Raw genomic sequence first — 23,300 nt, forward strand, 5'->3', positions numbered from 1 at the left:
CAACAAGTCCATCCGCGACACCTGCGACCGCGTCCTGTGGCTGGAACGCGGCGAACTGCTGATGGACGGCCCGACGGACGAAGTGATCAAGGCCTACGAAAAGGAGACGGGCAAATAGCCCCTCTCGCAGCCGAAGGCCTCCGTGAGTCCGCCTCGCGGGGGCCTTCGAGCGTCATGAAATGGTCAACTCCATTGGATCCGGGAACAGTTCGGGCGTAATGGATGTTGAACGGATCGTTGCCTCAAGCTTCGGGACCCCCTCGGACTCGGGCGAGATGTACGGCGTAAGCTGTACGGGTACCGAACAGCGCAAGTGGTATATGTCGGGCAATGCTCACCCGGGCGGGCGATGTGGGCTCGATCGGGCGCGTCGCCTGCTGCGGCGTGTCCGAAATAGGATGTTTTAGCTTGGCGGTGTAGAACGGGAGACGTGACGGCAATGGCTACTGGTTCGCTCCGGCACCGAAATGCGCCGGGCAGCCCCCGGTGAGCCGAGACAACGAGCAGGCGCGTCGCGCCTTCCTCCGGCGGGGGGCGGCGGGTGACGGGCGGGAGCAGACGCGCACCGTGCTCGATCAGGCCGCACACGAGAACTTCCCGGTCGCGCCGTTCTTTCTGCCCCGCGCCTGGCGCACGGACCTGATGGCGGTCTACGGCTTCGCCCGGCTCGTCGACGACATCGGTGACGGCGATCTCGCCCCCGGCGGCGGCGATGCCGTACTCCTCGGACTCGACCGCGCGCAAGGCGACAACAGGCCCGCGCTGCTGGACGCGCTGGAAGCGGACCTGCACCGCGTCTTCAGCGACCGTGCGCCCGGCCCCGGGCATCCGCTGATGCGCCGGCTCGGCCCGACCGTCCGCCGCTGTGCACTGACCCCCGAGCCGTTCCTCGCCCTCATCGAGGCGAACCGGCAGGACCAGCGGGTGAGCCGCTACGGCACCTACGACGACCTGGCCGCCTACTGCGAGCTGTCCGCCAACCCCGTCGGCCGGCTCGTCCTCGCCATCACCGACACCGCGAGCCCCGAACGCATCCGCCACTCGGACGCGGTCTGCACCGCCCTCCAGATCGTCGAACACGTCCAGGACGTGGCCGAGGACCTCGGGCGCGACCGTATCTACCTCCCCGCCGAGGACATGAAACGCTTTGGGGTCAACGAGGCCGATCTGGCCGCGCCGAGCGGGGGCGCATCGGTGCGTGCACTGATCGCCTACGAAGCCGAACGCGCCCGTGAGCTGCTGAATGAAGGCACCCCGCTGGTGGGTAGCGTCCACGGCAGACTCAAGCTGCTGCTGGCCGGTTTCGTCGGCGGCGGACGCGCTGCACTCCAGGCGGTCGCGGCCGCCGATCACGACGTACTCCCTGGACCGCCCAAGCCGACCAAGCTCAGCCTGCTGCGCGAGGTGGGGGCGACATTGCGAAGAGAGGGGTGAGTCGGACCGTGGAGGCAACTGCACACGCGTCCGCGCCGGTGCTCGCTGCGTACCGCTACTGCGAGGCCATCACCGGGCAGCAGGCACGCAACTTCGCCTACGGCATCCGGCTGCTGCCGACCGACAAGCGGCAGGCCATGTCGGCGCTCTACGCCTTCTCCCGCCGGGTCGACGACATCGGTGACGGCACCCTGGAGCCCACCGCCAAGCAAGGGCGCCTGGAGGACACCCGGGCGCTGCTGGCGCGCATCAAGGACGGCCGGATCGCCGAGGACGACACCGACCCGGTGGCCGTCGCGCTGTCCGACGCCGCCCGCCGCTTCCCGCTGCCGCTGGACGGTCTCGACGAGCTGATCGACGGCGTGCTGATGGATGTGCGCGGCGAGACCTACGAGACCTGGGACGAGCTGAGGGGCTACTGCCGCTGTGTCGCCGGCGCCATCGGCCGGCTCTCGCTGGGTGTGTTCGGCACGGTGCCGGGCGCACAGGACGCCGAGCGCGCCTCCGAGTACGCCGACACCCTCGGCCTCGCCCTGCAACTGACCAACATTCTCCGGGACGTTCGCGAGGACGCCGGCAACGGCCGTACGTATCTCCCTGCCGAGGACCTCGCCAAGTTCGGCTGCGCGGCCGGGTTCGAGCGCCCCGTACCGCCGCCCGGCTCCGACTTCACCGGCCTGGTGCACTTCGAGGTGAAGCGCGCCCGCGCGCTGTTCGCCGAGGGCTTCCGGCTGCTGCCGATGCTCGACCGGCGCAGCGGCGCCTGTGTGGCCGCGATGGCCGGTATCTACCACCGCCTGCTGACCCGGATCGCCGCCGACCCCGAGGCGGTGCTGCGCGGCCGGGTCTCGCTGCCCGGCCGGGAGAAGGCGTTCGTCGCGGTGCGCGGGCTGTCCGGGCTCGACGCGCGGGCGATCGGCCGCCGGGAGTCCGTCCGGAGGCGCGGATGATGCACCGGGCGGCGCACGACAGCGGTGACCCCGCGTCAGCGCGCCAGGCAACCCTCTCCCGGGTGGCTGCGTCCCTCACAGCAGTACGGGGGGAGAGCACATGACATCGGGAGCCAGGCGGCCCGGCCTGCGGCACGTCCTGCCGTCAGGCCGTCCCGGGGGCGCGGCCGCGGTGGTCATCGGGGGCGGTCTCGCGGGTACCACCGCGGCGCTCGCACTGGCCGACGCGGGGCTGCGGGTCACCCTGGTCGAGGGCCGGCCCCGCCTCGGCGGGCTGGTCTTCTCCTTCCGCCGCGACTCCGGCGCCGGCGAGCTGACCGTCGACAACGGCCAGCATGTCTATCTCCGCTGCTGCACCGCCTACAGCCGGCTGCTGGAGCGGATCGGCGCCGCGCAGCTGGTGCCCCTCCAGGACCGCATGGACGTACCGGTACTGGACGCCGACCGGATGCGGCTCGGCCGGCTGCGCCGTACCGCGCTCCCCGTGCCGCTGCACCTCGCCCGGAGCCTGGCCGGCTATCCGCATCTTTCGCCCGCCGAGCGCGCCGGAGTCGTCCGCGCCACCCTCGCGCTCAAGGGCCTCGACCCGGCCGACCCCGCGCTGGACCGCGTGGACTTCGGCAGCTGGCTGCGCCGGTACGGCCAGTCCGCCCGCGCCATCGAGGCGCTGTGGGACCTGGTCGGCATCGCGACCCTCAACGCCCGTGCCGACGACGTCTCGATGGGCCTGGCCGCCAAGGTCTTCAAGACCGGGCTGCTGTCCGCCCCCGGCGCCGCCGACATCGGCTGGTCCCGCGTCCCGCTCGGCGACGTCCACGACACCCTCGCCCGCACCGCCCTGGAGAAGGCCGGCGTACGCATCGCCCTGCGCACCCGCGCCGGAGCGGTCACGCGCAGCGACGACGGCTGGCAGGTCACGGTGGAGAACGGCCCGCACGGCAGCGAGCAGCTGGCCGCGGACACCGTCGTGCTCGCCGTACCGCAGCGCGAGGCCCACACTCTGCTGCCCGACGGGACGCTGGACGGCAAGAACCGGCTGCTGGACATCGGTACGGCCCCGATCCTCAACCTCCATGTCGTCTACGACCGCAAGGTGCTGCGCCGCCCCTTCTTCGCCGCGGTCGGCTCCCCGGTCCAGTGGGTCTTCGACCGCACCGACGCCTCGGGGCTGACGCACCTCGCCGGCCGTGAGCACTGCCAGTATCTGGCGGTCTCGCAGTCCGCCGCGCAGGAGGAGATCGACCAGCCGGTCGCCAAGCTCCGTGCCCGCTACCTGCCCGAGCTGGAGCGGCTGCTGCCCGCCGCCCGCGGCGCCAGGATCCACGACTTCTTCGTCACCCGAGAGCGCACCGCGACCTTTGCGCCCGCCCCGGGCGTCGGCAGGCTCCGCCCCGCCGCCCGCACTCAAGCTCCCGGCCTGTTCCTGGCCGGTGCGTGGACCGCCACCGGGTGGCCCGCGACCATGGAAAGCGCTGTTCGCAGCGGCACTGCCGCCGCTCGCGAGGCACTCACCGAACTCGGCTTCCCCCAGGGCCAGTTGCCTCAGGAGGCGGCATGACTACGAGTACGAGCGCTCGCACGAGCACGAGCATCGGAAACAGAGGAGAAACCGTGAATCCGGCTTCCCCAGCTATCGACACCGAGAGCGTCACCGCGCTGCTGGAGCGCGGGCGGACACTCGCCACTCCCGTGCTGCGTGCCGCCGTGGACCGGCTCGCTCCTCCCATGGACACCGTCGCCGCTTACCACTTCGGCTGGATCGACGCCGCGGGCCGTCCCACCACGGGCGACAGCGGCAAGGCGGTCCGGCCCGCGCTCGCCCTGCTGTCGGCCGAGGCCGCCGGCGCGGCTCCCGAGGTCGGTATCCCCGGCGCGGTCGCCGTCGAGCTGGTGCACAACTTCTCGCTGCTGCACGACGACCTCATGGACGGCGACGAGCAGCGCAGGCACCGCGACACCGTCTGGAAGGTGCACGGCCCCGCACAGGCCATCCTCGTCGGCGATGCGCTCTTCGCCCTCGCCAACGAAATACTGCTGGAGCTCGGCACGGTCGACGCGGGCCGTGCCACCCGCCGGCTCACCCAGGCCTCCCGCAAGCTGATCGACGGTCAGGCCCAGGACATCTCCTACGAGCACCGCGAGCGGGTCACCGTCGAGGAGTGCCTGGAGATGGAGGGCAACAAGACCGGCGCACTGCTGGCCTGCGCCGTCTCCATCGGTGCCGTCCTCGGCGGCGCCGACGACCGTACCGCCGACACCCTGGAGAAGTACGGCTACCACCTCGGCCTCGCCTTCCAGGCCGTCGACGATCTGCTCGGCATCTGGGGCGACCCGGACGCCACCGGCAAGCGGCCCTGGAGCGACCTGCGCCAGCGCAAGAAGTCGCTGCCGGTCGTCGCCGCGCTGGCCGCCGGCGGCCCGGCCTCCGAGCGTCTCGCCGAGATCCTGGCGGCCGACGCGAAGAAGAGCGAGACCGAGATCGCCGACTTCACCGAGGAGGAGTTCGCCTCCCGCGCGGCTCTCATCGAGGAGGCCGGCGGCCGCGAGTGGACCTCGCAGGAGGCCCGCCGCCAGCACGCCACCGCCGTCGCAGCCCTTGAGGAGATCGACATCCCGGAGAACGTCCGTGCACAGCTCGTCGCACTCGCGGACTTCGTCGTTGTACGACAGAGATGAGTCGCGCCGACACCGAATAGATCGCAGTCGCCGGCCGGTGCCATCCGGGCGCCGGCCGACGGAATCCCTGAGCACGCTTTTCACAGTTCACTGCCGAAGGGGAAGCCATGACAGCGACGACCGACGGAAGCACCGGGGCGCTGCCGCCCCGGGCCCCCTCGGCCAGCGATGCCACCGCTGAGACCACCGAAAACGCCACACCCACCAGAACCGCCGTACGGCAGGACACGGCGGAGGCCGCCCGGCGTGCGACCGCCCGCGCCACGGACCATCTGCTCTCCGTCCAGGACCCCGCCGGATGGTGGAAGGGCGACCTCGAGACCAACGTCACGATGGACGCCGAAGATTTGATGCTTCGTCAATTCCTGGGCATCCAGGACCCGAAGCTCACCGAGGCCGCGGCCCGCTACATCCGCGGCAAACAGGGTGCGGACGGCACCTGGGCCACCTTCCACGGCGGGCCCGGCGAACTCTCCGCCACGATCGAGGCATATGTCGCCCTGCGCCTCGCCGGGGACGCCCCGGACGCACCGCACATGGCCATGGCCGCCGCATGGGTCCGTGAGCAGGGCGGCGTGGCCGCGGCCCGGGTCTTCACTCGCATCTGGCTGGCCCTCTTCGGCTGGTGGAAGTGGGACGACCTGCCCGAACTGCCCCCGGAGCTGCTCTACTTCCCCAAGTGGTTCCCGCTCAACATCTATGACTTCGGATGCTGGGCGCGGCAGACCATCGTGCCGCTGACCATCGTTTCGGCCAAGCGCCCGGTGCGCCCGGCGCCGTTCGGCCTCGACGAGCTGCACACCGATCCGCGCCGGCCCAATCCGCCGCGGCCGCTCGCCCCCGCCACCAGCTGGGACGGCCTCTTCCAGCGCCTCGACAAGGCGCTGCACCTCTACCACAAGGTCGCCGTCCGCAAGCTGCGCGGCGCCGCGATGCGCTCCGCCGCCCGCTGGATCATCGAGCGGCAGGAGAACGACGGCTGCTGGGGCGGGATCCAGCCCCCCGCCGTCTACTCCGTCATCGCGCTGCACCTCCTCGGCTACGACCTCGACCACCCCGTGCTGCGCACCGGCCTTGCGTCCCTGGACCGGTTCGCCGTATGGCGCGAGGACGGTGCCCGGATGATCGAGGCCTGCCAGTCCCCGGTCTGGGACACCTGCCTGGCCGCCATCGCGCTCGCCGACGCCGGACTGCCCGCCGACCACCCGCAGCTGGTCAAGGCCGTCGACTGGATGCTCGCCGAGCAGATCGACCGGCCCGGCGACTGGAGCGTGAAGCGGCCCCAACTCCCGTCCGGTGGCTGGGGGTTCGAGTTCGAGAACGACAACTACCCGGACATCGACGACACCGCCGAGGTCGTGCTCGCGCTGCGCCGGGTCAGGCACCCCGACCCGCAGCGGGTGGAAGCCGCGGTGCGCCGCGCGGTGCGCTGGAACTTCGGCATGCAGTCCAAGGACGGGGGCTGGGGCGCCTTCGACGTCGACAACACCAGCCCGTTCCCCAACCGTCTGCCGTTCTGCGACTTCGGGGAGGTCATCGACCCGCCGTCGGCCGATGTCACCGCCCATGTCGTCGAGATGCTCGCCGACGTCGGCCGTACCCACGACCCGCGCACCCGCCGCGGTATCGCCTGGCTGCTGGCCGAACAGGAGCCCAGCGGTGCCTGGTTCGGCCGCTGGGGCACCAACTACATCTACGGCACGGGTTCGGTGCTCCCCGCACTCGCCGCGGCCGGCATCCCCGCCTCGCACCCCGCGGTGCGCCGGGCGGTGCTCTGGCTGGAGCGGGTGCAGAACGACGACGGGGGCTGGGGCGAGGACCAGCGCTCCTACCAGGACAAGGAGCGGTGGGCGGGGCGCGGCGCCTCGACCGCCTCGCAGACCGCCTGGGCGCTCATGGCGCTGCTCGCGGCCGGTGAGCGGGACAGTGAGGCGGTACGGCGCGGAGTGCGCTGGCTGACCGAGGCCCAGCGCGAGGACGGGTCCTGGGACGAGCCGTACTTCACCGGCACGGGCTTCCCCTGGGACTTCTCCATCAACTACCACCTCTACCGCCAGGTCTTCCCCCTGACGGCTCTGGGCCGCTACGTCAACGGGGGACCGGCAGACGCGCCGGTGGGGTCCTGATGCCGGGACGGCCCCCCACGGACGCGGACCCGCCCCTGCTGGTCGCCTGTGCGCTCGGCATCGAGCGGTTCGCGCTGCGCGGCGGTGACCGCGGGGGAGCGGCGGGAGGAGCCCGCCCGCGGCTGGTCACGCTCCGTACCGGCATGGGACCCCAGGCGGCCGAACGTGCCCTCACAAAAGCGCTGAGTGCAGGATCGGTGACCGAGCGTTCTCCTGTCGTGGCCAGCGGCTTCTGCGCCGGCCTCGCCCCGGGGATGCGCCCCGGGGACGTGGTCGTCGCCGAAGCCACCCGCGATCATCACGCGGACGCCCCCGAGACGCTCTGCCGCGACAACGGCCCGCTGCTGCGGGCCCTGCGGCAACGCGGCCTGACCGTGCACAGCGGTCTGCTGCGCGGCTCCGACCACGTCGTACGCGGCGCGGAGCGGGCCGCACTGCATGCCGCCGGCGCGGTCGCCGTGGATATGGAATCCGCCGCGACCCTCCGTGCCGCCCGGCGCGCCGGAAGCCGTCCGGTTGCGGCCGTCCGGGTGGTCGTGGACGCTCCAGAACATGAACTCGTACGCATCGCCACGGTGCGCGGTGGAATATCGGCCTTCCGCGTGCTGCGCTCCGTACTTCCCGTTTTCTACGAATGGCACCGTTCTTTGCTGCTCCCCTGGAGGTGAGCCAGATGGCTATGCCGCTCCGCCAGACCATCCGGGTCGGGACCTATCTTTTCGAACAGAAGATGATCCGCCGGCGTGAGAAGTTCCCGCTCATCGTGGAGCTGGAACCGCTTTTCGCGTGCAACCTGGCATGCGAGGGCTGTGGGAAGATCCAGCATCCGGCGGGCGTGCTCAAGCAGCGCATGCCGGTGGCGCAGGCGGTCGGCGCGGTGCTGGAGTCCGGTGCCCCGATGGTCTCCATCGCCGGTGGCGAGCCCTTGATGCACCCGCAGATCGACGAGATCGTGCGGCAGTTGGTGGCGAAGCGGAAGTACATCTTCCTTTGCACCAACGCGATGTTGCTGCGCAAGAAGCTGGATAATTTCACCCCCTCGCCGTATTTCGCGTTCGCGGTGCACATCGACGGAATGCGCGAGCGGCACGACGAATCCGTCGCGAAGGAAGGCGTATTCGACGAGGCGGTGGCGGCGATCAAGGAGGCCAAGCGGCGCGGCTTCCGGGTCACCACCAACTCCACCTTCTTCAACACCGACACCCCGCAGACCATCATCGAGGTCCTCAACTTCCTCAATGACGATCTTCAGGTCGACGAAATGATGCTGTCGCCCGCCTACGCCTACGAGAAGGCCCCCGACCAGGAGCACTTCCTCGGCGTCGAGCAGACCCGGGAGCTGTTCAAGAAGGCCTTCGCCGGCGGCAACCGGCGCCGCTGGCGGCTCAACCACAGCCCGCTGTTCCTGGACTTCCTGGAGGGCAAGGCGGATTTCCCGTGCACGGCCTGGGCGATCCCCAACTACTCGCTCTTCGGCTGGCAGCGCCCCTGCTACCTCATGAGCGACGGGTACGTCCCGACGTACCGGGAGCTCATCGAGGAGACCGACTGGGACAAGTACGGCCGCGGCAAGGACCCGCGCTGCGCCAACTGCATGGCGCACTGCGGCTACGAGCCGACCGCCGTCCTCGCCACCATGGGGTCGCTGAAGGAGTCGATCAGGGCGGCCAAGGAGGCCGTCGCAGGAAACCGCGGGTGACCGTCGATCAGTAGTGAGCCCGTGGCACCAAGGAGGCTCACCGGCGTCCCGGTCCGGCCTGTGCCCATGCGCCGTACGCCGCGCGTGGGCCGGGCCGGGCCGGCGTCCGTCAGCTGAAGCAGTAGAGGGGGACCGAACATGACGATGCTGGAGAACATCCGGGATCCACGCGACCTCAAGGCGCTCCCCGAGGACCGTCTGGCCGAACTCGCCGAGGAGATCCGGCACTTCCTCGTGCAGTCCGTCGCCCGCACCGGCGGCCATCTGGGGCCCAACCTGGGCGTGGTCGAGCTGACCCTCGCCCTGCACCGCGTCTTCGACTCACCCGCCGACCGCATCATGTGGGACACCGGCCATCAGGCGTACGTGCACAAGATCGTGACCGGCCGTCAGGACTTCTCCAAGCTGCGGGCCAAGGGCGGTCTGTCCGGCTATCCGTCGCGCGCCGAGTCCGCGCACGACGTCATCGAGAACAGCCATGCCTCGACGGTGCTGGGCTGGGCCGACGGCCTGGCCAAGGCGCACCAGGTGCTGGGCAGGGACGGCCATGTGGTGGCCGTCATCGGGGACGGCGCACTGACCGGCGGGATGGCCTGGGAGGCACTCAACAACATCGCCGCCGCCAAGGACCGCCCCCTGATCATCGTCGTCAACGACAACGAGCGCTCCTACGCCCCCACCATCGGTGGCCTCGCCGACCACCTCGCCACCCTGCGCACCACCGACGGCTACGAGAAGTTCCTGGCCTGGGGCAAGGACATGCTCCAGCGCACCCCGGTCGTCGGACAGCCGCTCTACGAGTCGCTGCACGGTGCGAAGAAGGGCTTCAAGGACGCCTTCGCGCCCCAGGGCATGTTCGAGGACCTGGGCCTGAAGTACCTCGGACCGATCGACGGTCATGACATCGCGGCCGTCGAATCCGCGCTGCGCCGCGCGGCGGGCTTCCACGGGCCGGTGCTGGTGCACTGCCTCACCGAGAAGGGCCGCGGCTATCCGCCCGCCCTGGAGGACGAGGCGGACCACTTCCACACCGTCGGCGTGATGGACCCGCTGACCTGTGCACCCGTCACCCCGCCCGGCGCACCCTCCTGGACCTCCGTCTTCGGCGACGAGCTGGTCCGCATCGGCGCCGAGCGCGAGGATGTCGTCGCCCTCACGGCGGCGATGCTGCAACCGGTCGGGCTCGGGAAGTTCGCCGCGGTGTACCCCGGCCGGGTGTGGGACGTGGGCATCGCCGAACAGCATGCGACGGTGTCGGCGGCTGGGCTGGCCACCGGCGGTCTGCACCCTGTCGTCGCGGTCTATGCCACCTTCCTCAACCGTGCCTTCGACCAGCTGCTGATGGACGTGGCACTGCACAAATGCGGAGTGACCTTCGTGCTGGACCGGGCAGGTGTCACCGGCACCGACGGCGCCTCGCACAACGGCATGTGGGACCTGTCGGTGCTCGGCGTCGTACCGGGCCTGCGGATCGCCGCACCGCGCGATGCCGACCAGCTCCGGGCCCAGCTGCGCGAAGCACTGGACGTGCACGACGCACCGACCGTCGTCCGCTTCCCCAAGGAGCCGGTGGACGACCCGATTTTGGCCATGGACCGGATCGGCGGCGTCGATGTCCTCCACCGGGCACCGCACCCCGACGTCCTGCTGGTCGCGGTCGGCGTGATGGCGCCGGTCTGTCTGCGGGTCGCCGAACTCCTCACGGCGCGCGGTGTCGACGCGACCGTCATCGACCCCCGGTGGGTCAAGCCGGTCGACGCCGCCCTCCCCGCACTCGCCGCGGAGCACGCCATGGTGGCCGTCGTCGAGGACAACTGCCGTACCGGAGGCGTGGGGTGGGCGGTCGGCCAGGCATTGCGGGACGCGGGCGTGGACGTGCCGCTGCGCACCTTCGGTATCCCCGAGCAGTTTCTGGCGCACGCCAAGCGCGGTGAGCTGCTGGCCGATATCGGCCTCACCCCGGCCGAGATCGCCGGCCGGATCAGCACCGCCCTGGCCCGTAAGGAGAGCCGCTCGTGACCGGATTCGATCTGACCGCACTGCTCGCCGAGCGCGGCGGCGAGCGCTACGAACTCCACGCCCGCCATCTCAACCACCAACTCCCACGCATGCTGCACACCATCGGCTTCGACAAGGTCTACGAGCGGGCCCAGGGCGCCTACTTCTGGGACACCGACGGCCAGGACTACCTCGACATGCTCGCCGGATTCGGGGTGATGGGCCTGGGCCGGCACCACCCCGTCGTCCGCCAGGCACTGCACGATGTCCTGGACGCCGAACTCCCCGATCTCACCCGCTTCGACTGCCAGCCGCTGCCCGGCCTGCTCGCCGAGAAGCTGCTGACCTACGCTCCCCACCTCGACCGGGTCTTCTTCGGCAACAGCGGCACCGAGGCCGTCGAGACCGCCCTGAAGTTCGCCCGCTATGCCACCGGCAGAGGGCGCATCCTCTACTGCACCCATGCCTTCCACGGCCTGACCACCGGCTCGCTCTCCGTCAACGGCGAGGACGGCTTCCGGGACGGCTTCGCCCCGCTGCTGCCGGACACCGCCCTGGAGATGGGTGATCTGGACGCGCTGGAGCGGGAACTGAAGCGCGGCGATGTGGCGGGGTTCGTGGTCGAACCGATCCAGGGCAAGGGCGTCCACCCGACACCGCCCGGTTTCCTGCGCGCCGCACAGGAGCTGCTGCACCGGCACCAGGCCCTGCTGATCGCCGACGAGGTGCAGACCGGCCTCGGCCGCACCGGCGACTTCTTCGCCTACCAGCACGAGGACGGCGTCGAGCCGGATCTGGTGTGTGTGGCGAAGGCACTGTCCGGCGGCTATGTCCCGGTCGGGGCGACCCTCGGCAAGGACTGGATCTTCAAGAAGGTCTACTCGTCCATGGACCGGGTGCTGGTGCACTCCGCCAGTTTTGGTGCCAACGCCCAGGCGATGGCGGCCGGTCTGGCGGTGCTCTCGGTGATGGAGGACGAGCAGATCGTCGCGGGCGCCCGGCGCACCGGCGAACTGCTGCGCTCCCGGCTCGCCGCGCTGGTGGACAAGTACGAGCTGCTGCATGACGTACGGGGCCGCGGCCTGATGATCGGCATCGAGTTCGGCCGCCCCAAGTCTCTTGGTCTGCGCGGCCGCTGGACGATGCTCCAGGCGGCCCGCAAGGGGCTGTTCGCGCAGATGGTCGTGGTGCCGCTGCTCCAGCGGCACCGCATCCTGACCCAGGTCTCCGGCGACCATCTCGAAGTCATCAAGCTGATTCCGCCACTGATCATCGGGGAACGGGAAGTGGACCGATTCGTCGAGGCGTTCACGGCCGTCATGGACGACGCCCACGGGAGCGGCGGACTGATGTGGGACTTCGGGCGGACGCTGGTCAAGCAAGCGCTCCAGACCCGCTGACCGGGGGCAGGAGCGCCCCTCGGTCACCTGCCGCCGGTCGCGGACGGTCCGTCCCGTCCGCGACCGCGGAACGGAACCGCGCGGACGTGGTGCGCGCGGCTCCGCGAAGGGGAGGTCAGTCGAGATCCTCCGAGTAGTCGGTCGTGGCGCAGCCCTCCACCGCGCCCTCCTCGGCCGTGCGGCCCGACGGTGCCTTGAAGTCCGAGGTGCAGTTGAGGAACAGCAGCCCGGCCTTGAGGAGCTGGCGCCGCTGATCGTCGCTGCTCGGGTCGACGGCGAAATCGTCGCCGATCATGAGGTCGTCCTGTTCGTCCTCGTCCCCCTTGACGGCCGTCTGGAACGCCTCCATGTCCTCGATGGTGAGGAAGTCGGCGTCACCGTCGTCGCCCGCGGGGTCCTGGCACTCACCGCCGCCGTTGATGCCGGTCATCCCCATGGCCTCCACCTGCTGCACCTCGCGGGGCGAGGCGATGTCGATGCTCGCGCAGCTGAGCGTCGACTTGAGGAAGTCCCCGGCCTCCTGGGGCGAACCGGCGGAGGGCAGGCTGCTGCAAGCGGAAACCGATGCCAAGGCGAAGAAGGTTCCGGCGATGGCAAGTATTCGGTGGAAACGCATGACTTCCTCTGTGCAGATGTGGCTTTGAGCCGAGTGCGCCGACCGGATGCGGCGGCGCGCTCGGCTACGGGGGTGAAGAAAACCCTCTGCTCTCCCCCGTTCCCCCGCCGTATGGAATTGACCGGGACATGGTAAGCGGAGCCGCACGTCAGGGGAGGTACGGACCGGCGGGACCTGCCCGAGAGGTACGGGCCGTGGAGGCGCCGGCCGGGAAAAACTGTGGGCCCCTCTCCCGATGTGCTCTGGGGGAGGGGCCCTTGGCTTCCCGCGGGTCAGATGCGGGTCGCGGGGTGGGTCACGGAGCCGTGAACGGGGCGGTGCCGCATGCTCAGTCCGTCAGCAGCTGGGCGCGCAGACTTTCCCGGGTGGCGGGCGCCAGCTTCAGGCCGTCGGTGAGGTACTTCTCCGTCGAGCCCCAGGTCTGCTCGATCGCGTCGTAGGCGGCCGCGAGGTAGTCGGTGTGTGCGCCGAACAGCGGCGAGAGCAGCTCCATGACCTCCTGCGACATCCCGACCGCGGAGTTGTCGGAGCGACGGATCTTGTAGCGGCGGTGGGGATCGTTGGACTTGAGGTAGTCCTCCTCGATGGCCTCCCGCTCCACCCCGACCGCGAGCAGGGTCACGGCGACGGACAGGCCGGCGCGGTCCTTGCCGGCTGCACAGTGCATCAGTGCCGGGACGCTGTCCTCGGCGAGCGCATGCAGCACCCTGCTGTGGTCTTCGGTGCGGGTGGTGATGATGTGGCGGTAGGTCTTGGCCATCCGAGCCGCGGCCTTGCCGTCGCCGAGCGCGGAACGCAGCTGGTCCAGCTCGCCGTCGCGCACCATCGTCCAGAATTCCGCGCCGTCGGCCGGATCGGTGAGCGGGATATTCACGTTGGCCACGCCGGGCAGCGCGACATCGGGGCCTTCCAGCTTGATGTCCGAGGCATTGCGGAAATCGAAGATGGTGTGCAGCCCGAGACCGGCCAGAAATGCGGCGTCCGCCTCGGTCGCGTGAGCGAGGTGCCCGCTGCGGAACAGCTTGCCCTCCCGTAGGCGACGCCCGTCCACGGTCGGCAGACCGCCCACATCGCGGAAGTTGCGGACCTCCGTGAGCTCGGGCTGGGCCTGCGGGACCTGCGGCGTCTGCTGCGTCACGGGCGCTCCTCGGGTTCGTTCGCCGACGCCGCTCGTCGGCGAGGCGGGGCACCTTCGACGATACGACATTGATGCAATAGGCAATCAGGTCGCAACCCTCGCGCCACAAATGCGCAGCGAAGTGCTGGGGGGAACAGGGGGTGATCGATTCTTATTCCAACTTGACAAGAATTTGACCTGGTGGCATTAATCACCCCTCGTCAACCCCTGGTTACGGTGGCGTAGGTCACTTCATGAGGTGAATTATGTCCTGACGTGGCAGACGATTCGAAGTACATCAGCAACGGCGCCCATGGCGCCATCGGGTCGTACGCAGCCGTCGGGGACAGCTTCACAGAGGGGGTCGGGGATCCCGGCCCTGACGGGGCGTACATCGGTTGGGCGGACCGCCTGGCGGTCCTGCTCTCGGACCAGCAGGCCGAGGGGGACTTCCGCTACGCGAACCTCGCGGTCAGGGGGCGGCTCCTGGACCAGATCGTCGAGGAGCAGGTGCCCCGGGCGAAAGCGCTCGCCCCCGCCCTCGTGACGTTCTGTGCCGGTGGCAATGACATCCTGCGGCCGGGCTCGGACCCGGACGCGGTCGCCGAGCGCTATGAGGCGGCGGTCGTCGATCTGCGGAAGGAGGTCGGCGCGGTCCTGCTCTGCACCGGCTTCGACACCCGCGGCATCCCCGTTCTCAAGCATCTGCGCGGCAAGATCGCCACGTATACGGCGCATGTCCGGGCCATCGCGGACCGGCACGACTGCCCGGTCCTCGATCTGTGGTCGCTGAAGTCGGTGCAGGACCGGCGGGCATGGAGCGCGGACCGGCTGCATCTGTCCGCCGACGGTCACACCCGGGTGGCGCTGCGCGCGGCGCAGGTGCTCGGGCTACGGGTGCCGGCCGATCCGGACCAGCCGTGGCCCCCGGAGGCGGAGCGCTCGGCCGCCGAGGCGCGGCGGGACAACATCCACTGGGCGCGGGAGCACCTCGTGCCCTGGATCGGCCGTCGGCTGCGCGGTGAGTCGTCCGGTGATCATGTCGAGCCCAAGCGGCCCGATCTGCTGCCGCTCTGATGCGGTCTGGGGTCCGTCGCCGGGCCCATGACATGACGGAGGCCCCGATTCCGCCGATGCGGAGCGGGGCCTCAGTGCGCGAGCGAGGAGTACGGCAGATCCGCCCAGACGACCCGGCCCCGGCCGCTGTCGGCGGGCCGTGAACCCCAGCTCTCGGACAGCGCGCCGACGAGGAACAGCCCTCGTCCGCACTCCTTGTCCACGCTGCCGGGCTGGACGTGCGGCGCCGAGTCCTCCGGGCCGCCCTGGTCCGTGATCTCTATGCGGATGTGCGCCCCGAAGAGGGCGAGTTCGCAGCCGACCTTCTCGCTGTCGGTGTGCCGCACCGCGTTGGTGAACAGCTCGGAAACCACCAACTCCACGTCGTCGCGGACTTGTTGATCCGCGCCCCACTCGAGCAGCAGCGCACTGACGCGTCTGCGCGCCTCGGGAACGGACGTGCGTCGCGCCGGCAAGTGGAACGCGTCCTGCGGGTACTGGGCGACAAAGCCGCCACAGCGCCCTAACGAAGGAGCGTTGTTGGAGGAAGCCACGTCGTAACTATGTGCGATGTCGGTCACCGATGGCAAGGATCACTCTGCAATTTGCAGAATCGTAAGTGCAGTCTGTTCGTGCTGCTGACGGCATGACACACTGCTGAGCACTGGAGTCAGTTGGAGGGGATGGGACGTGGCGGACCCACGGTCGGCAGGTGCACCGACCGTCCTGCGGGTGGTGCTCGGCAAGCGATTGCAGGACCTGCGCGAGAAGGCGGGGCTCTCCTTCGAGCAGGCCGCCGCGGCTCTCGATGTGACGCACGCCACGATACGACGCATGGAAAAGGCCGAGGTCGGCCTCAAGCTCCCCTACGTCGAGAAGCTGCTGGCGACCTATGGCGTCACCGCCGAGGACGAGATCGAGGGCTTTCTCTCCCTGGCCCGCGAGGCCAACAAGCCCGGCTGGTGGCACCGGTTCCGGGACGTGCTCCCCGAGTGGTTCAGCGCCTTCGTCAGCCTGGAGAGCGAAGCCAACCTCATCCGGGCCTACCAACCCCACTACATCCCCGGACTGCTACAGACCGAGGACTACGCCGCCGCCGTCCTGCGGGCCGGTATGCCGCACGCTTCCTCGGCGGACATCGACCGCATCGTGGCGCTCCGTATGGAGCGCCAGTCCCTCCTGACCCGTGACCACGCACCGATGCTGTGGGCGGTCATGGACGAGACGGTCCTGCGGCGGCCGATCGGCGGGGCCCAGGTGATGCGCAACCAGGTCACCCGGCTGATGGAGGCCACCGCGCTGCCGAACGTCCGGCTCCAGGTCATGCCCTTCGCCGCGGGCCCGCACCCCGCCATGTACGGCCCCTTCCACATTTTCCGCTTCCCGATCCCGGAGCTCCCGGACATCGCCTACGCGGAAAGCCTCGTCGGAGCCGTGTACTTCGACCAGCGCAACGACGTCTCGCAGTTCCTGGAGGCCCTGGACCGGATGTGTGCGCAGGCCGCGCCGGCACACACCACCGAGGCCATTCTGGGTGGCTTTCGCAAGGAGATCTGAACCATGGATCGCATACGCATCTACAACGGCATGCCCGCCAAGGAACTGGGCAACGAGGGCTGGCACAAGCCGTGGAGCGGCGGAAACGGCGGCGAGTGCGTCGAGGCCATGCGGCTGGGCGACGGCCGTATCGCGCTGCGCCAGTCGACCGACCCGGACGGCCCGGCGCTGATCTACACCCATCGCGAAATGGTGAGCTTCATCGAGGGCGCCAAGGCCGGCCACGCCGACTTCCTGCTCTCGGCGGCCCCGTGCCGGCTGACCGAACGGAGGACGGCATGAGCGAGCAGGACATATCCCAGGAGGCGCCGGACGGCGGGGTCCCGGAGATCGGACCGTACGTCCAGGGGCCTGAGCACTCGGGATTCCCGGCCGAGGAGATCGACACCAGCCGGCCGCACCCGGCCCGGATGTACGACTACTACCTCGGCGGCTGGGACAACTACGAGGTCGACCGGGTGGCCGCGGAGCGTGTCATCGAGGTCCACCCCCAGGTACGGCACAGCGCCCGTGCCAACCGCGCCTTCCTGCGTCGGGCGGTGCGCGAACTGGTCACCGGCGGCATCCGCCAGATCATCGACATCGGCACCGGCATCCCCACCTCGCCCAACACCCATGAGATGGCCCGGGAGACCGCTCCCGACACCCGCGTCGTGTACGTCGACAACGACCCGATCGTCGCCACCCACGCCGGGGCCCGGCTGACCAACACCGAACGCACCGGCTTCGTGCTCGGCGATGTCCGTGACCCCAAGGCGGTGCTGGATCACCCCACCGTCCGCGAACTGATCGACTTCGACCAGCCGGTGGCGCTGCTGCTGGTTGCCGTACTGCACTTCATCCGGGACGACGAGGACCCCGCCGGAATCGTCGGCGGCCTCGCCGACGCGCTCCCCGCGGGCAGTCATCTCGTCCTGTCGCATGCGACCGGTGAGCCCTACGAGGCCTACGCGGCGGGCCGCACGGACGAGCGGGCGCGCGACGGCGTGGTGAATGTCTACAAGAGCTCCACCGCCACCCTCAATCTGCGGTCGAAGGCCGGGATCGAGCCGCTTTTCGGACCGTTCACCCTGCTGGAGCCGGGTGTCGTACGGGTGCCGCTGTGGCGGCCCGACGGGGCCGTGCCCGGCGCGGAGGAGCTCAACGACACCATTTTCTATGGCGGAGTGGGGCGCAAGGACTGACCGGCCGGGCCCGCGGGCCCGGCCGGAGGTCTACGCACCCGCGGGGGAGACCCGGGCGTCCGGCGGAGCCGGAAGCCGCTGCCCGTCACGGGCCGGCGCGGTGGCGGTGACCGGCGCCGTCGTGGTGAGGGCAGGGGCCAGGTCCGCCGGTCCGGCGACGCGGGTGTGGGTGCCCGGCGAGGTACACGCATAGGCCCCCGCGACGGCGCCCAGCCGCACGCAGTCCTCCAGGCCCCGGCCCGCCAGCCGGCCGTAGAGGAAGCCGCTGGTGAAGGCGTCGCCCGCGCCGTTGCTGTCCACGACGGGGCCGGGCGGGACCGCCGCCGGCACCAGGCGTGGGGTGCGGTCGTCGGCGGACAGGAGGTATGCCCCGCCCGCGCCGGCCGTCGCGATCACTGCCTCGGCGCGCCCCTCGTGCAGGATCTCCCGCATGACGGCTCCGATCCGTTCCCCCGCCCCGGCCGTACTGAGGAACACCAGGTCCGAGCGGAGCGCGAACTCCCGGTGATGGTCCGTCAGCCCGTCCCAGTCGTGCAGATCCGTGGAGACGGGGATGCCGAGCGCTTCGATGTCGTCGTACAGGAAACGGGCGAAGTGCATGATCGACAGATGGACGTGCCGGGCACGGCGCAGCGGGGGGAGGTAGTGCTCGGGCGGCATCCGTAGGTCGAGCGGGTCGCGGGCGTCGTAGAACGACATCCGACGCCCGTCGGAGGCCACGAGGTTGACCGCACGACGGGTGCCGTGCGGCGAGATCAGCGGCCGGAAGTCGACGCCGGTACCGGCCAGCCGTTCACGGACCAGGCTGCCCGGGTGGTCGTCGCCGAGGAAGTCCACGAAGGCGGTGGTGAGCCCGAGTGCCGCGCAGCCGAGCGCCACGCCGGTGCCGGTGTGTCCCGCTCCTTCGTGAACGGGCGGGACCGCGTAGGAGTCGGCGAGAGGTACGGGCAGCGCGCCGACCGACACGATGGTGTCCACGCCCGACCCGCCGACGACGAGGACGTCATAGGCGTCATACGGCTCAGAAACCTGCTGGAATGTCACGAGCGTCCCTGAATCCCTTGCTGGTGAGACGAATCCCTTGCTGGTGAGACCGTTTGCGGACGAGGTGCGTCCGCTGCCGGGAGTCTAGACGCAGGCCCGGCTCTTCATGGGACGTCAGGGACTCCGGTGACACGAGGGAGGAAAGGACGTGGAAGAAGCCGCTCCGATGATCAGTGGCCGGTGGTGAACGGGCGGGGAAACGCGGCCGGCCGGGACTGCTGGGAATTCCCTCGAACCGGTTGGCGGAAAGGGCCGTTGACATGGACGGTGAGGGCACTGAAACCTGAGGGCGCCGTCAGTGATCAGGTTCCGTGGACGGCGGTCAGGCAGGGGCACGGCGTACGGATTCCGGCAGGGTGACCGGGTCCGGGGACAGGGACGAGCGGACCGCCGGAGGCCGGACGGGCCGACGGGGGAGCGAGGCGGACATGGCAGGGGACTCCCAAGGCGGGCGCACCGCGATCGTGATCGGCGGCGGGCTGGCCGGGATGCTGGCGGTCACCGCCCTGGCAGGACATGTCGACGCGATCACGGTCGTCGAGCGCGACCGCTATCCGGACGGGCACGCCTTCCGCAAGGGCGTCCCGCAGGCCCGCCATCTGCACATCCTCCTGAGCGGCGGACAACGCGCCCTGGAGGAGCTGCTGCCCGGCACGGTCGCGGCCCTCGGCGAGGCGGGTGCCCGCAGCCTGTATCTGCCGCGCGATCTGCTCACCCGCTCCGCCACCGGCTGGCAGCGCCGCTTCGACGAGCGCCGGCACCTCACGCTGAGCGTCACCCGTCCGGTGCTGGACACGGTCGTACGGGAGCAGGTGCTGCGGGCCGCCGTCGCCTCGGCCACCCGGGTGGAGGTCCTGGAGGCGACCGAGGCCATCGGGCTGACCGGGGACCCCGGCCGGGTGAGCGGAGTACGGGTGCGGTCACGGGACGGTGAGCCGGGCGGGCGGTCCGAGCGGGAGCTGCCGGCCACGCTCGTCGTGGACGCCTCGGGCCGCGGCTCCCGCACCCCGCAGTGGTACGCCGCGCTGGGCCGGACCGCGCCGCAGGAGGAGACCGTGGACGCGGGGCTGGCCTACGCGACCCGGATGTACCGCCCCAAGGACCCGGCCACCGCGCCCGACGCGGGCGTCAATGTCCCCGGCTGGCCGGAGTGCCCGCGCGGCGCCGCGTACGTACCGGTCGAGGACGGCAAGTGGCTGCTGACGGTGTCCGGTGTGCGGGGGCACCACCCGCCGACGGACGCGGCGGAGTTCACCGCCTTCACCGCCACCATCGGCGACCCGTACGTCCATGAACTGCTGGCCCAGGCCGAGCCGCTCTCGCCGGTGCACGGCTTCCGCGACACCTGCAACCGCCGCCGGCACTACGAACGGCCCGGTGCCCTCCCCGAAGGGTTCCTCGTCCTGGGAGACGCCGGCTGCACCTTCAACCCCGTGTACGGGCAGGGCATGTCGATCGCCGCACTCGGCGCACTGGCCGTCCGCACCACGCTCGCCGCCGGCGGCGGTCTGCGCCCCGGGATCACCGCGGAGGTACAGCGGGCGGTGGCCCGCGCCGTGGAGCCCGCCTGGCTCGCCGCGGTCGGCTCGGACCGCCCGTACGCGAGCCCCGACGACGCCAAGGCGGGCCTGGGGGAGCGGCTGAGCACGTGGTACATCGACCGGCTCTTCGCCCGTGCCGCCATCGACCCCGTCGTCGGCGCGGCCTTCCGGGACGTCTTCTGCCTCACCGCGCCGCCCGCCCGTCTCGTCGCCCCGCAGATCTTCCTGCGCACGGTCTTCCTGCCCCGCCGCCCCGGCCTGCCCAGCCCGCCCGCGGTTGTCGAAGGGGTGTGAGCGAGCCCGCCCGGAAACCGGCTGCGCCGAGCCCGGTGGCGGCCGCCGCCCGTCCGCAGGCCGCGGATGCCGCCCGCCCGCAGCCTGTCCCGTAGGTGCTCGCCGCTCGCGGGGGACACACCCGCGACGACGCTCCAACGGACGCGTCCGAGTCGCCGGGCCGGAAGGCATCTGCGACAGCTCCGGGCAAGGTCACACCCCCGCTCCGGAATGTCACGGCCGGTCGCGCCGTTTGTCTCTGCGGGTGATGGTGTGGAGAGTCCGGGCGTCGTGGTGCGGAAACCGTACGGCGGCGCCGTGTGACGCGGCGTACCGGAACCCGCCGCTCATGCGGCCCGTTCACTTCGCGACTGCCCCGACCATGGAGGTGCCGTGACCGGTTCCAGACCCCGTCGCACTCGACTTTCCGCGTTGCGCCCCGCGGCTTTCGGCGCCGAGCCCACCGGAGAGCGGCTGGCCAGGATGCGCAGGTCGCCGCAGTTCGTGGACGGCCAGTTCCGCAATCCCGTGGAGACCAGGCAGCTGCTCCACGGCTCCACGCTGCCGATGGTGCGTACCCAGCTGAGTCGGGAGGGGCGGCTGCGCCGGGCGCCGGCCGGGCCGATTCCGGTGTACCGCCCGACCGCCGCGGCAGGGACGGAGCCGCCCGCCTCCGGGCTGCGGCTCACCTGGATGGGGCATTCGAGCGTGCTGGCCGAGATGGACGGGCAGCGGGTGCTCTTCGACCCGGTCTGGGGCGAGCGCTGTTCGCCGTTCGCCTGGGCCGGACCCAAGCGGCTGCACCCCGTGCCCATCGCGCTGGACGAGCTGGAACCGGTCGATGTCGTGGTGATCTCGCACGACCACTACGACCACCTCGACATGCCGACGATCCAGGGTCTGACCGGCACCGGCGCGGCCTTCGTCGTACCGCTCGGTGTCGGCGCCAACCTGGAATTCTGGGGTGTGCCCGCGGAGCGGATCACCGAGCTCGACTGGCACGAGTCCACCCGCGTCGGCGGGCTGACCCTCACGGCCACCCCCGCCCAGCACTTCTGCGGCCGCGGCCTGCGTGGCCCGCAGCACACCCTCTGGGCCTCCTGGGTGGTCGCGGGCCCCGAGCACCGGATCTTCCACAGCGGCGACACCGGCTACTTCTCCGGTTTCGCGGAGATCGGCGCGGAACACGGCCCGTTCGACGCGACGATGATCCAGATCGGTGCGTACAGCGACTTCTGGCCGGACATCCACATGGACCCTGAACAGGGGGTCCAGTCCCACCTCGACCTCCAGGGCCGAGAGCCCGGCGGCGTGATGGTGCCGATCCACTGGGGCACGTTCAACCTCGCACCGCACCCGTGGGCGGAGCCTGCCGAGTGGACCCTGACCGCCGCCCAGAAGGCCGGGGTCACCAGCGCCCACCCCCGTCCCGGGGAGCCGTTCGAGCCCGCCGCGCCCCCGGCCGTCTACCCGTGGTGGAGGGCGGTTGCCGTGCCCCCCGTCCATGGCTGGCCCACCTGGCCGCCGGCGGTTTCCCCCAGCGACGTGGACCTCGTCGCGGACCGCTGAGGCGGCAGGGACGACAGGCGACAGGGGACGGAGAGGCGACAGGCGCCGGCGCGTGGCTCAGGGCGAACGGGCAGCCCCGCGCGGGCATCAGCTGAAGGCGCGGCGATAGCTGTGCGGGCTGACACCCGTGGTCTTCTTGAAACGGTCGCGGAAGGCGGTCGGTGAGCCGAAGCCGACCTGGGCACCGATGCGTTCGACGGTGTGGTGGGTGGACTCCAGAAGGTGTTGGGCCTGACGGATACGGGCGCGGTGCAGCCACTGGAGGGGCGTGGTGCCGGTCTGTTCGCGGAAGCGGCGGATCAGCGTCCGGGTGCTGGTCCCGGGGACGGCCGAGCCGTAATCCTTGCGGATCATGTGCAGGCACAGATCCAGGCCGGCGGCGGCGCCGGCCGAGGTGAGGATCTGGCCGTTGTCGACGTACAGGCCCCCCCAGGGCCTGCGACCGCCACCAAGGCCACCGCGGTCGTTCCCGGCATCGGCGGTCACCTGGCGCTGCGCAGGCTCGGCCACGCCACGGCCCGCTCGACCGCCGACACGGAGGTGGCACCCGGCCCTGAACGGCATGGCGGCCAGCCGGTCTGAGGGCTGCGCACCTGAATCAACTGCGTCACGAACCTCCCTGGCATCTGGCGCACCATCCCCCCTTGGAAGAAGCGCACCGTGGAAATCCTGCGATACGTCGTGCCGAGAGGGCTGTCGGTGCGCGAGCTGCTCCGCCGGGCAAAGCGCCCGGCCAAGGGTCGGGGCCACCTCGTCACTGACTCCGTGCGGGCTCTTGGAGGGACCAAAAAGGCGAACGGCTTCCGCAGCTGAGCACCTTCACGGGGACGCGAGCCGTGGTGGTGCGCCGTTGTGAGGCCGCGCTCGTGCGGGGGCGGCCGAGCGGGCCCCGGCGCGCGTCTGCCCACGAGCGCCGCCCGCGAGCTCCGGAAGAGGCTCTTCGGGGTGCCTCAACGGGCCTCAACTCGCTTCTCCTGAACGCGAGTTCGGATTCTCTCGCACTCATGTGCGTGCAGCGCCCACTCAAGGAGGTGGCGAGGGGTAGCGAAACCCCGAAGTG

Annotated in this window: 19 protein-coding genes and 2 pseudogenes; 16 read left to right on the forward strand and 5 right to left on the reverse strand. The window is 70.7% G+C overall.

Going from position 1 to position 23,300, the window contains the following annotated elements; genetic code table 11:
- The 10 genes and pseudogenes from IF67_RS43435 to IF67_RS0137095 all read left to right on the forward strand — a co-directional run.
- Positions 1-118 (forward strand): annotated as a pseudogene (locus IF67_RS43435) (ABC transporter ATP-binding protein); the annotation flags it as partial.
- Between the two features lie 449 nt (positions 119-567).
- On the forward strand, positions 568-1,434 hold the full coding sequence (gene hpnC / locus IF67_RS0137055; RefSeq protein WP_030993254.1) for a squalene synthase HpnC: 867 nt from the start codon (positions 568-570) through the stop codon (positions 1,432-1,434).
- The gene (hpnD, locus tag IF67_RS0137060) at positions 1,431-2,384 is read left to right on the forward strand and encodes a presqualene diphosphate synthase HpnD (protein ID WP_037840339.1); all 954 of its coding nucleotides are present in this window, start codon (positions 1,431-1,433) and stop codon (positions 2,382-2,384) included. Before hpnC ends, hpnD begins: the two co-directional genes overlap by 4 nt.
- Before the next feature lie 100 nt (positions 2,385-2,484).
- Positions 2,485-3,942, forward strand: coding sequence for a hydroxysqualene dehydroxylase HpnE (gene hpnE / locus IF67_RS0137065; RefSeq protein ID WP_420708741.1), 1,458 nt, complete (start codon positions 2,485-2,487; stop codon positions 3,940-3,942).
- Positions 3,939-5,060 (forward strand): polyprenyl synthetase family protein, encoded by a 1,122-nt coding sequence (locus IF67_RS0137070; protein ID WP_051819059.1) that lies wholly within the window; start codon positions 3,939-3,941, stop codon positions 5,058-5,060. Before hpnE ends, IF67_RS0137070 begins: the two co-directional genes overlap by 4 nt.
- A gap of 107 nt (positions 5,061-5,167) precedes the next feature.
- Complete coding sequence (gene shc / locus IF67_RS0137075) at positions 5,168-7,186, forward strand: squalene--hopene cyclase (RefSeq protein WP_030993261.1); 2,019 nt, start codon at positions 5,168-5,170, stop codon at positions 7,184-7,186.
- On the forward strand, positions 7,186-7,854 hold the full coding sequence (locus IF67_RS0137080; RefSeq protein WP_030993263.1) for a hypothetical protein: 669 nt from the start codon (positions 7,186-7,188) through the stop codon (positions 7,852-7,854). The genes shc and IF67_RS0137080 overlap by 1 nt, the downstream gene beginning before the upstream one ends.
- 5 nt (positions 7,855-7,859) lie before the next feature.
- Positions 7,860-8,885 carry an adenosyl-hopene transferase HpnH gene (gene hpnH / locus IF67_RS0137085; protein ID WP_030993265.1) on the forward strand — a complete coding sequence of 342 codons (1,026 nt, stop codon included), beginning with the start codon at positions 7,860-7,862 and terminating at the stop codon, positions 8,883-8,885.
- Between the two features lie 138 nt (positions 8,886-9,023).
- The gene (gene dxs / locus IF67_RS0137090; RefSeq protein WP_030993266.1) at positions 9,024-10,904 is read left to right on the forward strand and encodes a 1-deoxy-D-xylulose-5-phosphate synthase; all 1,881 of its coding nucleotides are present in this window, start codon (positions 9,024-9,026) and stop codon (positions 10,902-10,904) included.
- Positions 10,901-12,283 (forward strand): aspartate aminotransferase family protein, encoded by a 1,383-nt coding sequence (locus IF67_RS0137095; protein ID WP_030993268.1) that lies wholly within the window; start codon positions 10,901-10,903, stop codon positions 12,281-12,283. The genes dxs and IF67_RS0137095 overlap by 4 nt, the downstream gene beginning before the upstream one ends.
- 115 nt (positions 12,284-12,398) lie before the next feature.
- On the opposite strand, the gene IF67_RS0137100 is transcribed toward IF67_RS0137095, so the two are convergent.
- Both IF67_RS0137100 and IF67_RS0137105 read right to left on the reverse strand, forming a co-directional pair.
- Positions 12,399-12,854 carry a hypothetical protein gene (locus IF67_RS0137100; protein ID WP_158713220.1) on the reverse strand — a complete coding sequence of 152 codons (456 nt, stop codon included), beginning with the start codon at positions 12,852-12,854 and terminating at the stop codon, positions 12,399-12,401.
- A 373-nt stretch (positions 12,855-13,227) separates the two neighbouring features.
- Positions 13,228-14,037, reverse strand: coding sequence for a tyrosine-protein phosphatase (locus IF67_RS0137105; protein WP_030993272.1), 810 nt, complete (start codon positions 14,035-14,037; stop codon positions 13,228-13,230).
- Positions 14,038-14,292: 255 nt separating this feature from the next.
- On the opposite strand from IF67_RS0137105, the gene IF67_RS0137110 reads away from it, so the two are divergent.
- Positions 14,293-15,093 carry an SGNH/GDSL hydrolase family protein gene (locus tag IF67_RS0137110; RefSeq protein ID WP_030993274.1) on the forward strand — a complete coding sequence of 267 codons (801 nt, stop codon included), beginning with the start codon at positions 14,293-14,295 and terminating at the stop codon, positions 15,091-15,093.
- Positions 15,094-15,164: 71 nt separating this feature from the next.
- On the opposite strand, the gene IF67_RS0137115 is transcribed toward IF67_RS0137110, so the two are convergent.
- On the reverse strand, positions 15,165-15,653 hold the full coding sequence (locus IF67_RS0137115; protein WP_030078913.1) for an ATP-binding protein: 489 nt from the start codon (positions 15,651-15,653) through the stop codon (positions 15,165-15,167).
- Between the two features lie 109 nt (positions 15,654-15,762).
- Between IF67_RS0137115 and IF67_RS0137120 the strand changes: the two genes are divergently transcribed.
- Genes IF67_RS0137120 through IF67_RS0137130 form a run of 3 tightly spaced genes read left to right on the forward strand, consistent with a single transcriptional unit; the run spans position 15,763 to position 17,813 of the window.
- The gene (locus tag IF67_RS0137120; RefSeq protein ID WP_030993278.1) at positions 15,763-16,629 is read left to right on the forward strand and encodes a helix-turn-helix domain-containing protein; all 867 of its coding nucleotides are present in this window, start codon (positions 15,763-15,765) and stop codon (positions 16,627-16,629) included.
- Between the two features lie 3 nt (positions 16,630-16,632).
- The gene (locus IF67_RS0137125; RefSeq protein ID WP_030078909.1) at positions 16,633-16,911 is read left to right on the forward strand and encodes a DUF397 domain-containing protein; all 279 of its coding nucleotides are present in this window, start codon (positions 16,633-16,635) and stop codon (positions 16,909-16,911) included.
- Positions 16,908-17,813 (forward strand): SAM-dependent methyltransferase, encoded by a 906-nt coding sequence (locus tag IF67_RS0137130; protein WP_030993280.1) that lies wholly within the window; start codon positions 16,908-16,910, stop codon positions 17,811-17,813. Before IF67_RS0137125 ends, IF67_RS0137130 begins: the two co-directional genes overlap by 4 nt.
- A 30-nt stretch (positions 17,814-17,843) precedes the next feature.
- On the opposite strand, the gene IF67_RS0137135 is transcribed toward IF67_RS0137130, so the two are convergent.
- Positions 17,844-18,857, reverse strand: coding sequence for a carbohydrate kinase family protein (locus tag IF67_RS0137135; RefSeq protein WP_030993282.1), 1,014 nt, complete (start codon positions 18,855-18,857; stop codon positions 17,844-17,846).
- A 428-nt stretch (positions 18,858-19,285) separates the two neighbouring features.
- On the opposite strand from IF67_RS0137135, the gene IF67_RS0137140 reads away from it, so the two are divergent.
- Both IF67_RS0137140 and IF67_RS0137145 read left to right on the forward strand, forming a co-directional pair.
- Positions 19,286-20,692 (forward strand): NAD(P)/FAD-dependent oxidoreductase, encoded by a 1,407-nt coding sequence (locus tag IF67_RS0137140; protein WP_030993284.1) that lies wholly within the window; start codon positions 19,286-19,288, stop codon positions 20,690-20,692.
- A 372-nt stretch (positions 20,693-21,064) separates the two neighbouring features.
- Positions 21,065-22,240 (forward strand): MBL fold metallo-hydrolase, encoded by a 1,176-nt coding sequence (locus IF67_RS0137145; protein WP_030993285.1) that lies wholly within the window; start codon positions 21,065-21,067, stop codon positions 22,238-22,240.
- Between the two features lie 87 nt (positions 22,241-22,327).
- On the opposite strand, the pseudogene IF67_RS39940 reads toward IF67_RS0137145, so the two are convergent.
- Positions 22,328-22,663, reverse strand: a pseudogene (locus IF67_RS39940) (helix-turn-helix domain-containing protein); the annotation flags it as partial.
- Between the last annotated feature and the right edge of the window lie 637 nt (positions 22,664-23,300).

This window comes from Streptomyces sp. NRRL S-1813 (assembly GCF_000719605.1).
In the GTDB taxonomy this organism is placed as follows: domain Bacteria; phylum Actinomycetota; class Actinomycetes; order Streptomycetales; family Streptomycetaceae; genus Streptomyces; species Streptomyces decoyicus.

Excerpts from the sequence above, each read along its gene's own strand:
- IF67_RS0137080 (WP_030993263.1), top strand. The coding sequence starts at position 7,186 with ATGCCGGGACGGCCCCCCACGGACGCGGACCCGCCCCTGCTGGTCGCC.
- shc (WP_030993261.1), top strand. The coding sequence starts at position 5,168 with ATGACAGCGACGACCGACGGAAGCACCGGGGCGCTGCCGCCCCGGGCC.
- IF67_RS0137130 (WP_030993280.1), top strand. The coding sequence starts at position 16,908 with ATGAGCGAGCAGGACATATCCCAGGAGGCGCCGGACGGCGGGGTCCCG.
- IF67_RS0137070 (WP_051819059.1), top strand. The coding sequence starts at position 3,939 with ATGACTACGAGTACGAGCGCTCGCACGAGCACGAGCATCGGAAACAGA.
- hpnE (WP_420708741.1), top strand. The coding sequence starts at position 2,485 with ATGACATCGGGAGCCAGGCGGCCCGGCCTGCGGCACGTCCTGCCGTCA.
- IF67_RS0137125 (WP_030078909.1), top strand. The coding sequence starts at position 16,633 with ATGGATCGCATACGCATCTACAACGGCATGCCCGCCAAGGAACTGGGC.
- IF67_RS0137140 (WP_030993284.1), top strand. The coding sequence starts at position 19,286 with ATGGCAGGGGACTCCCAAGGCGGGCGCACCGCGATCGTGATCGGCGGC.
- hpnH (WP_030993265.1), top strand. The coding sequence starts at position 7,860 with ATGGCTATGCCGCTCCGCCAGACCATCCGGGTCGGGACCTATCTTTTC.
- dxs (WP_030993266.1), top strand. The coding sequence starts at position 9,024 with ATGACGATGCTGGAGAACATCCGGGATCCACGCGACCTCAAGGCGCTC.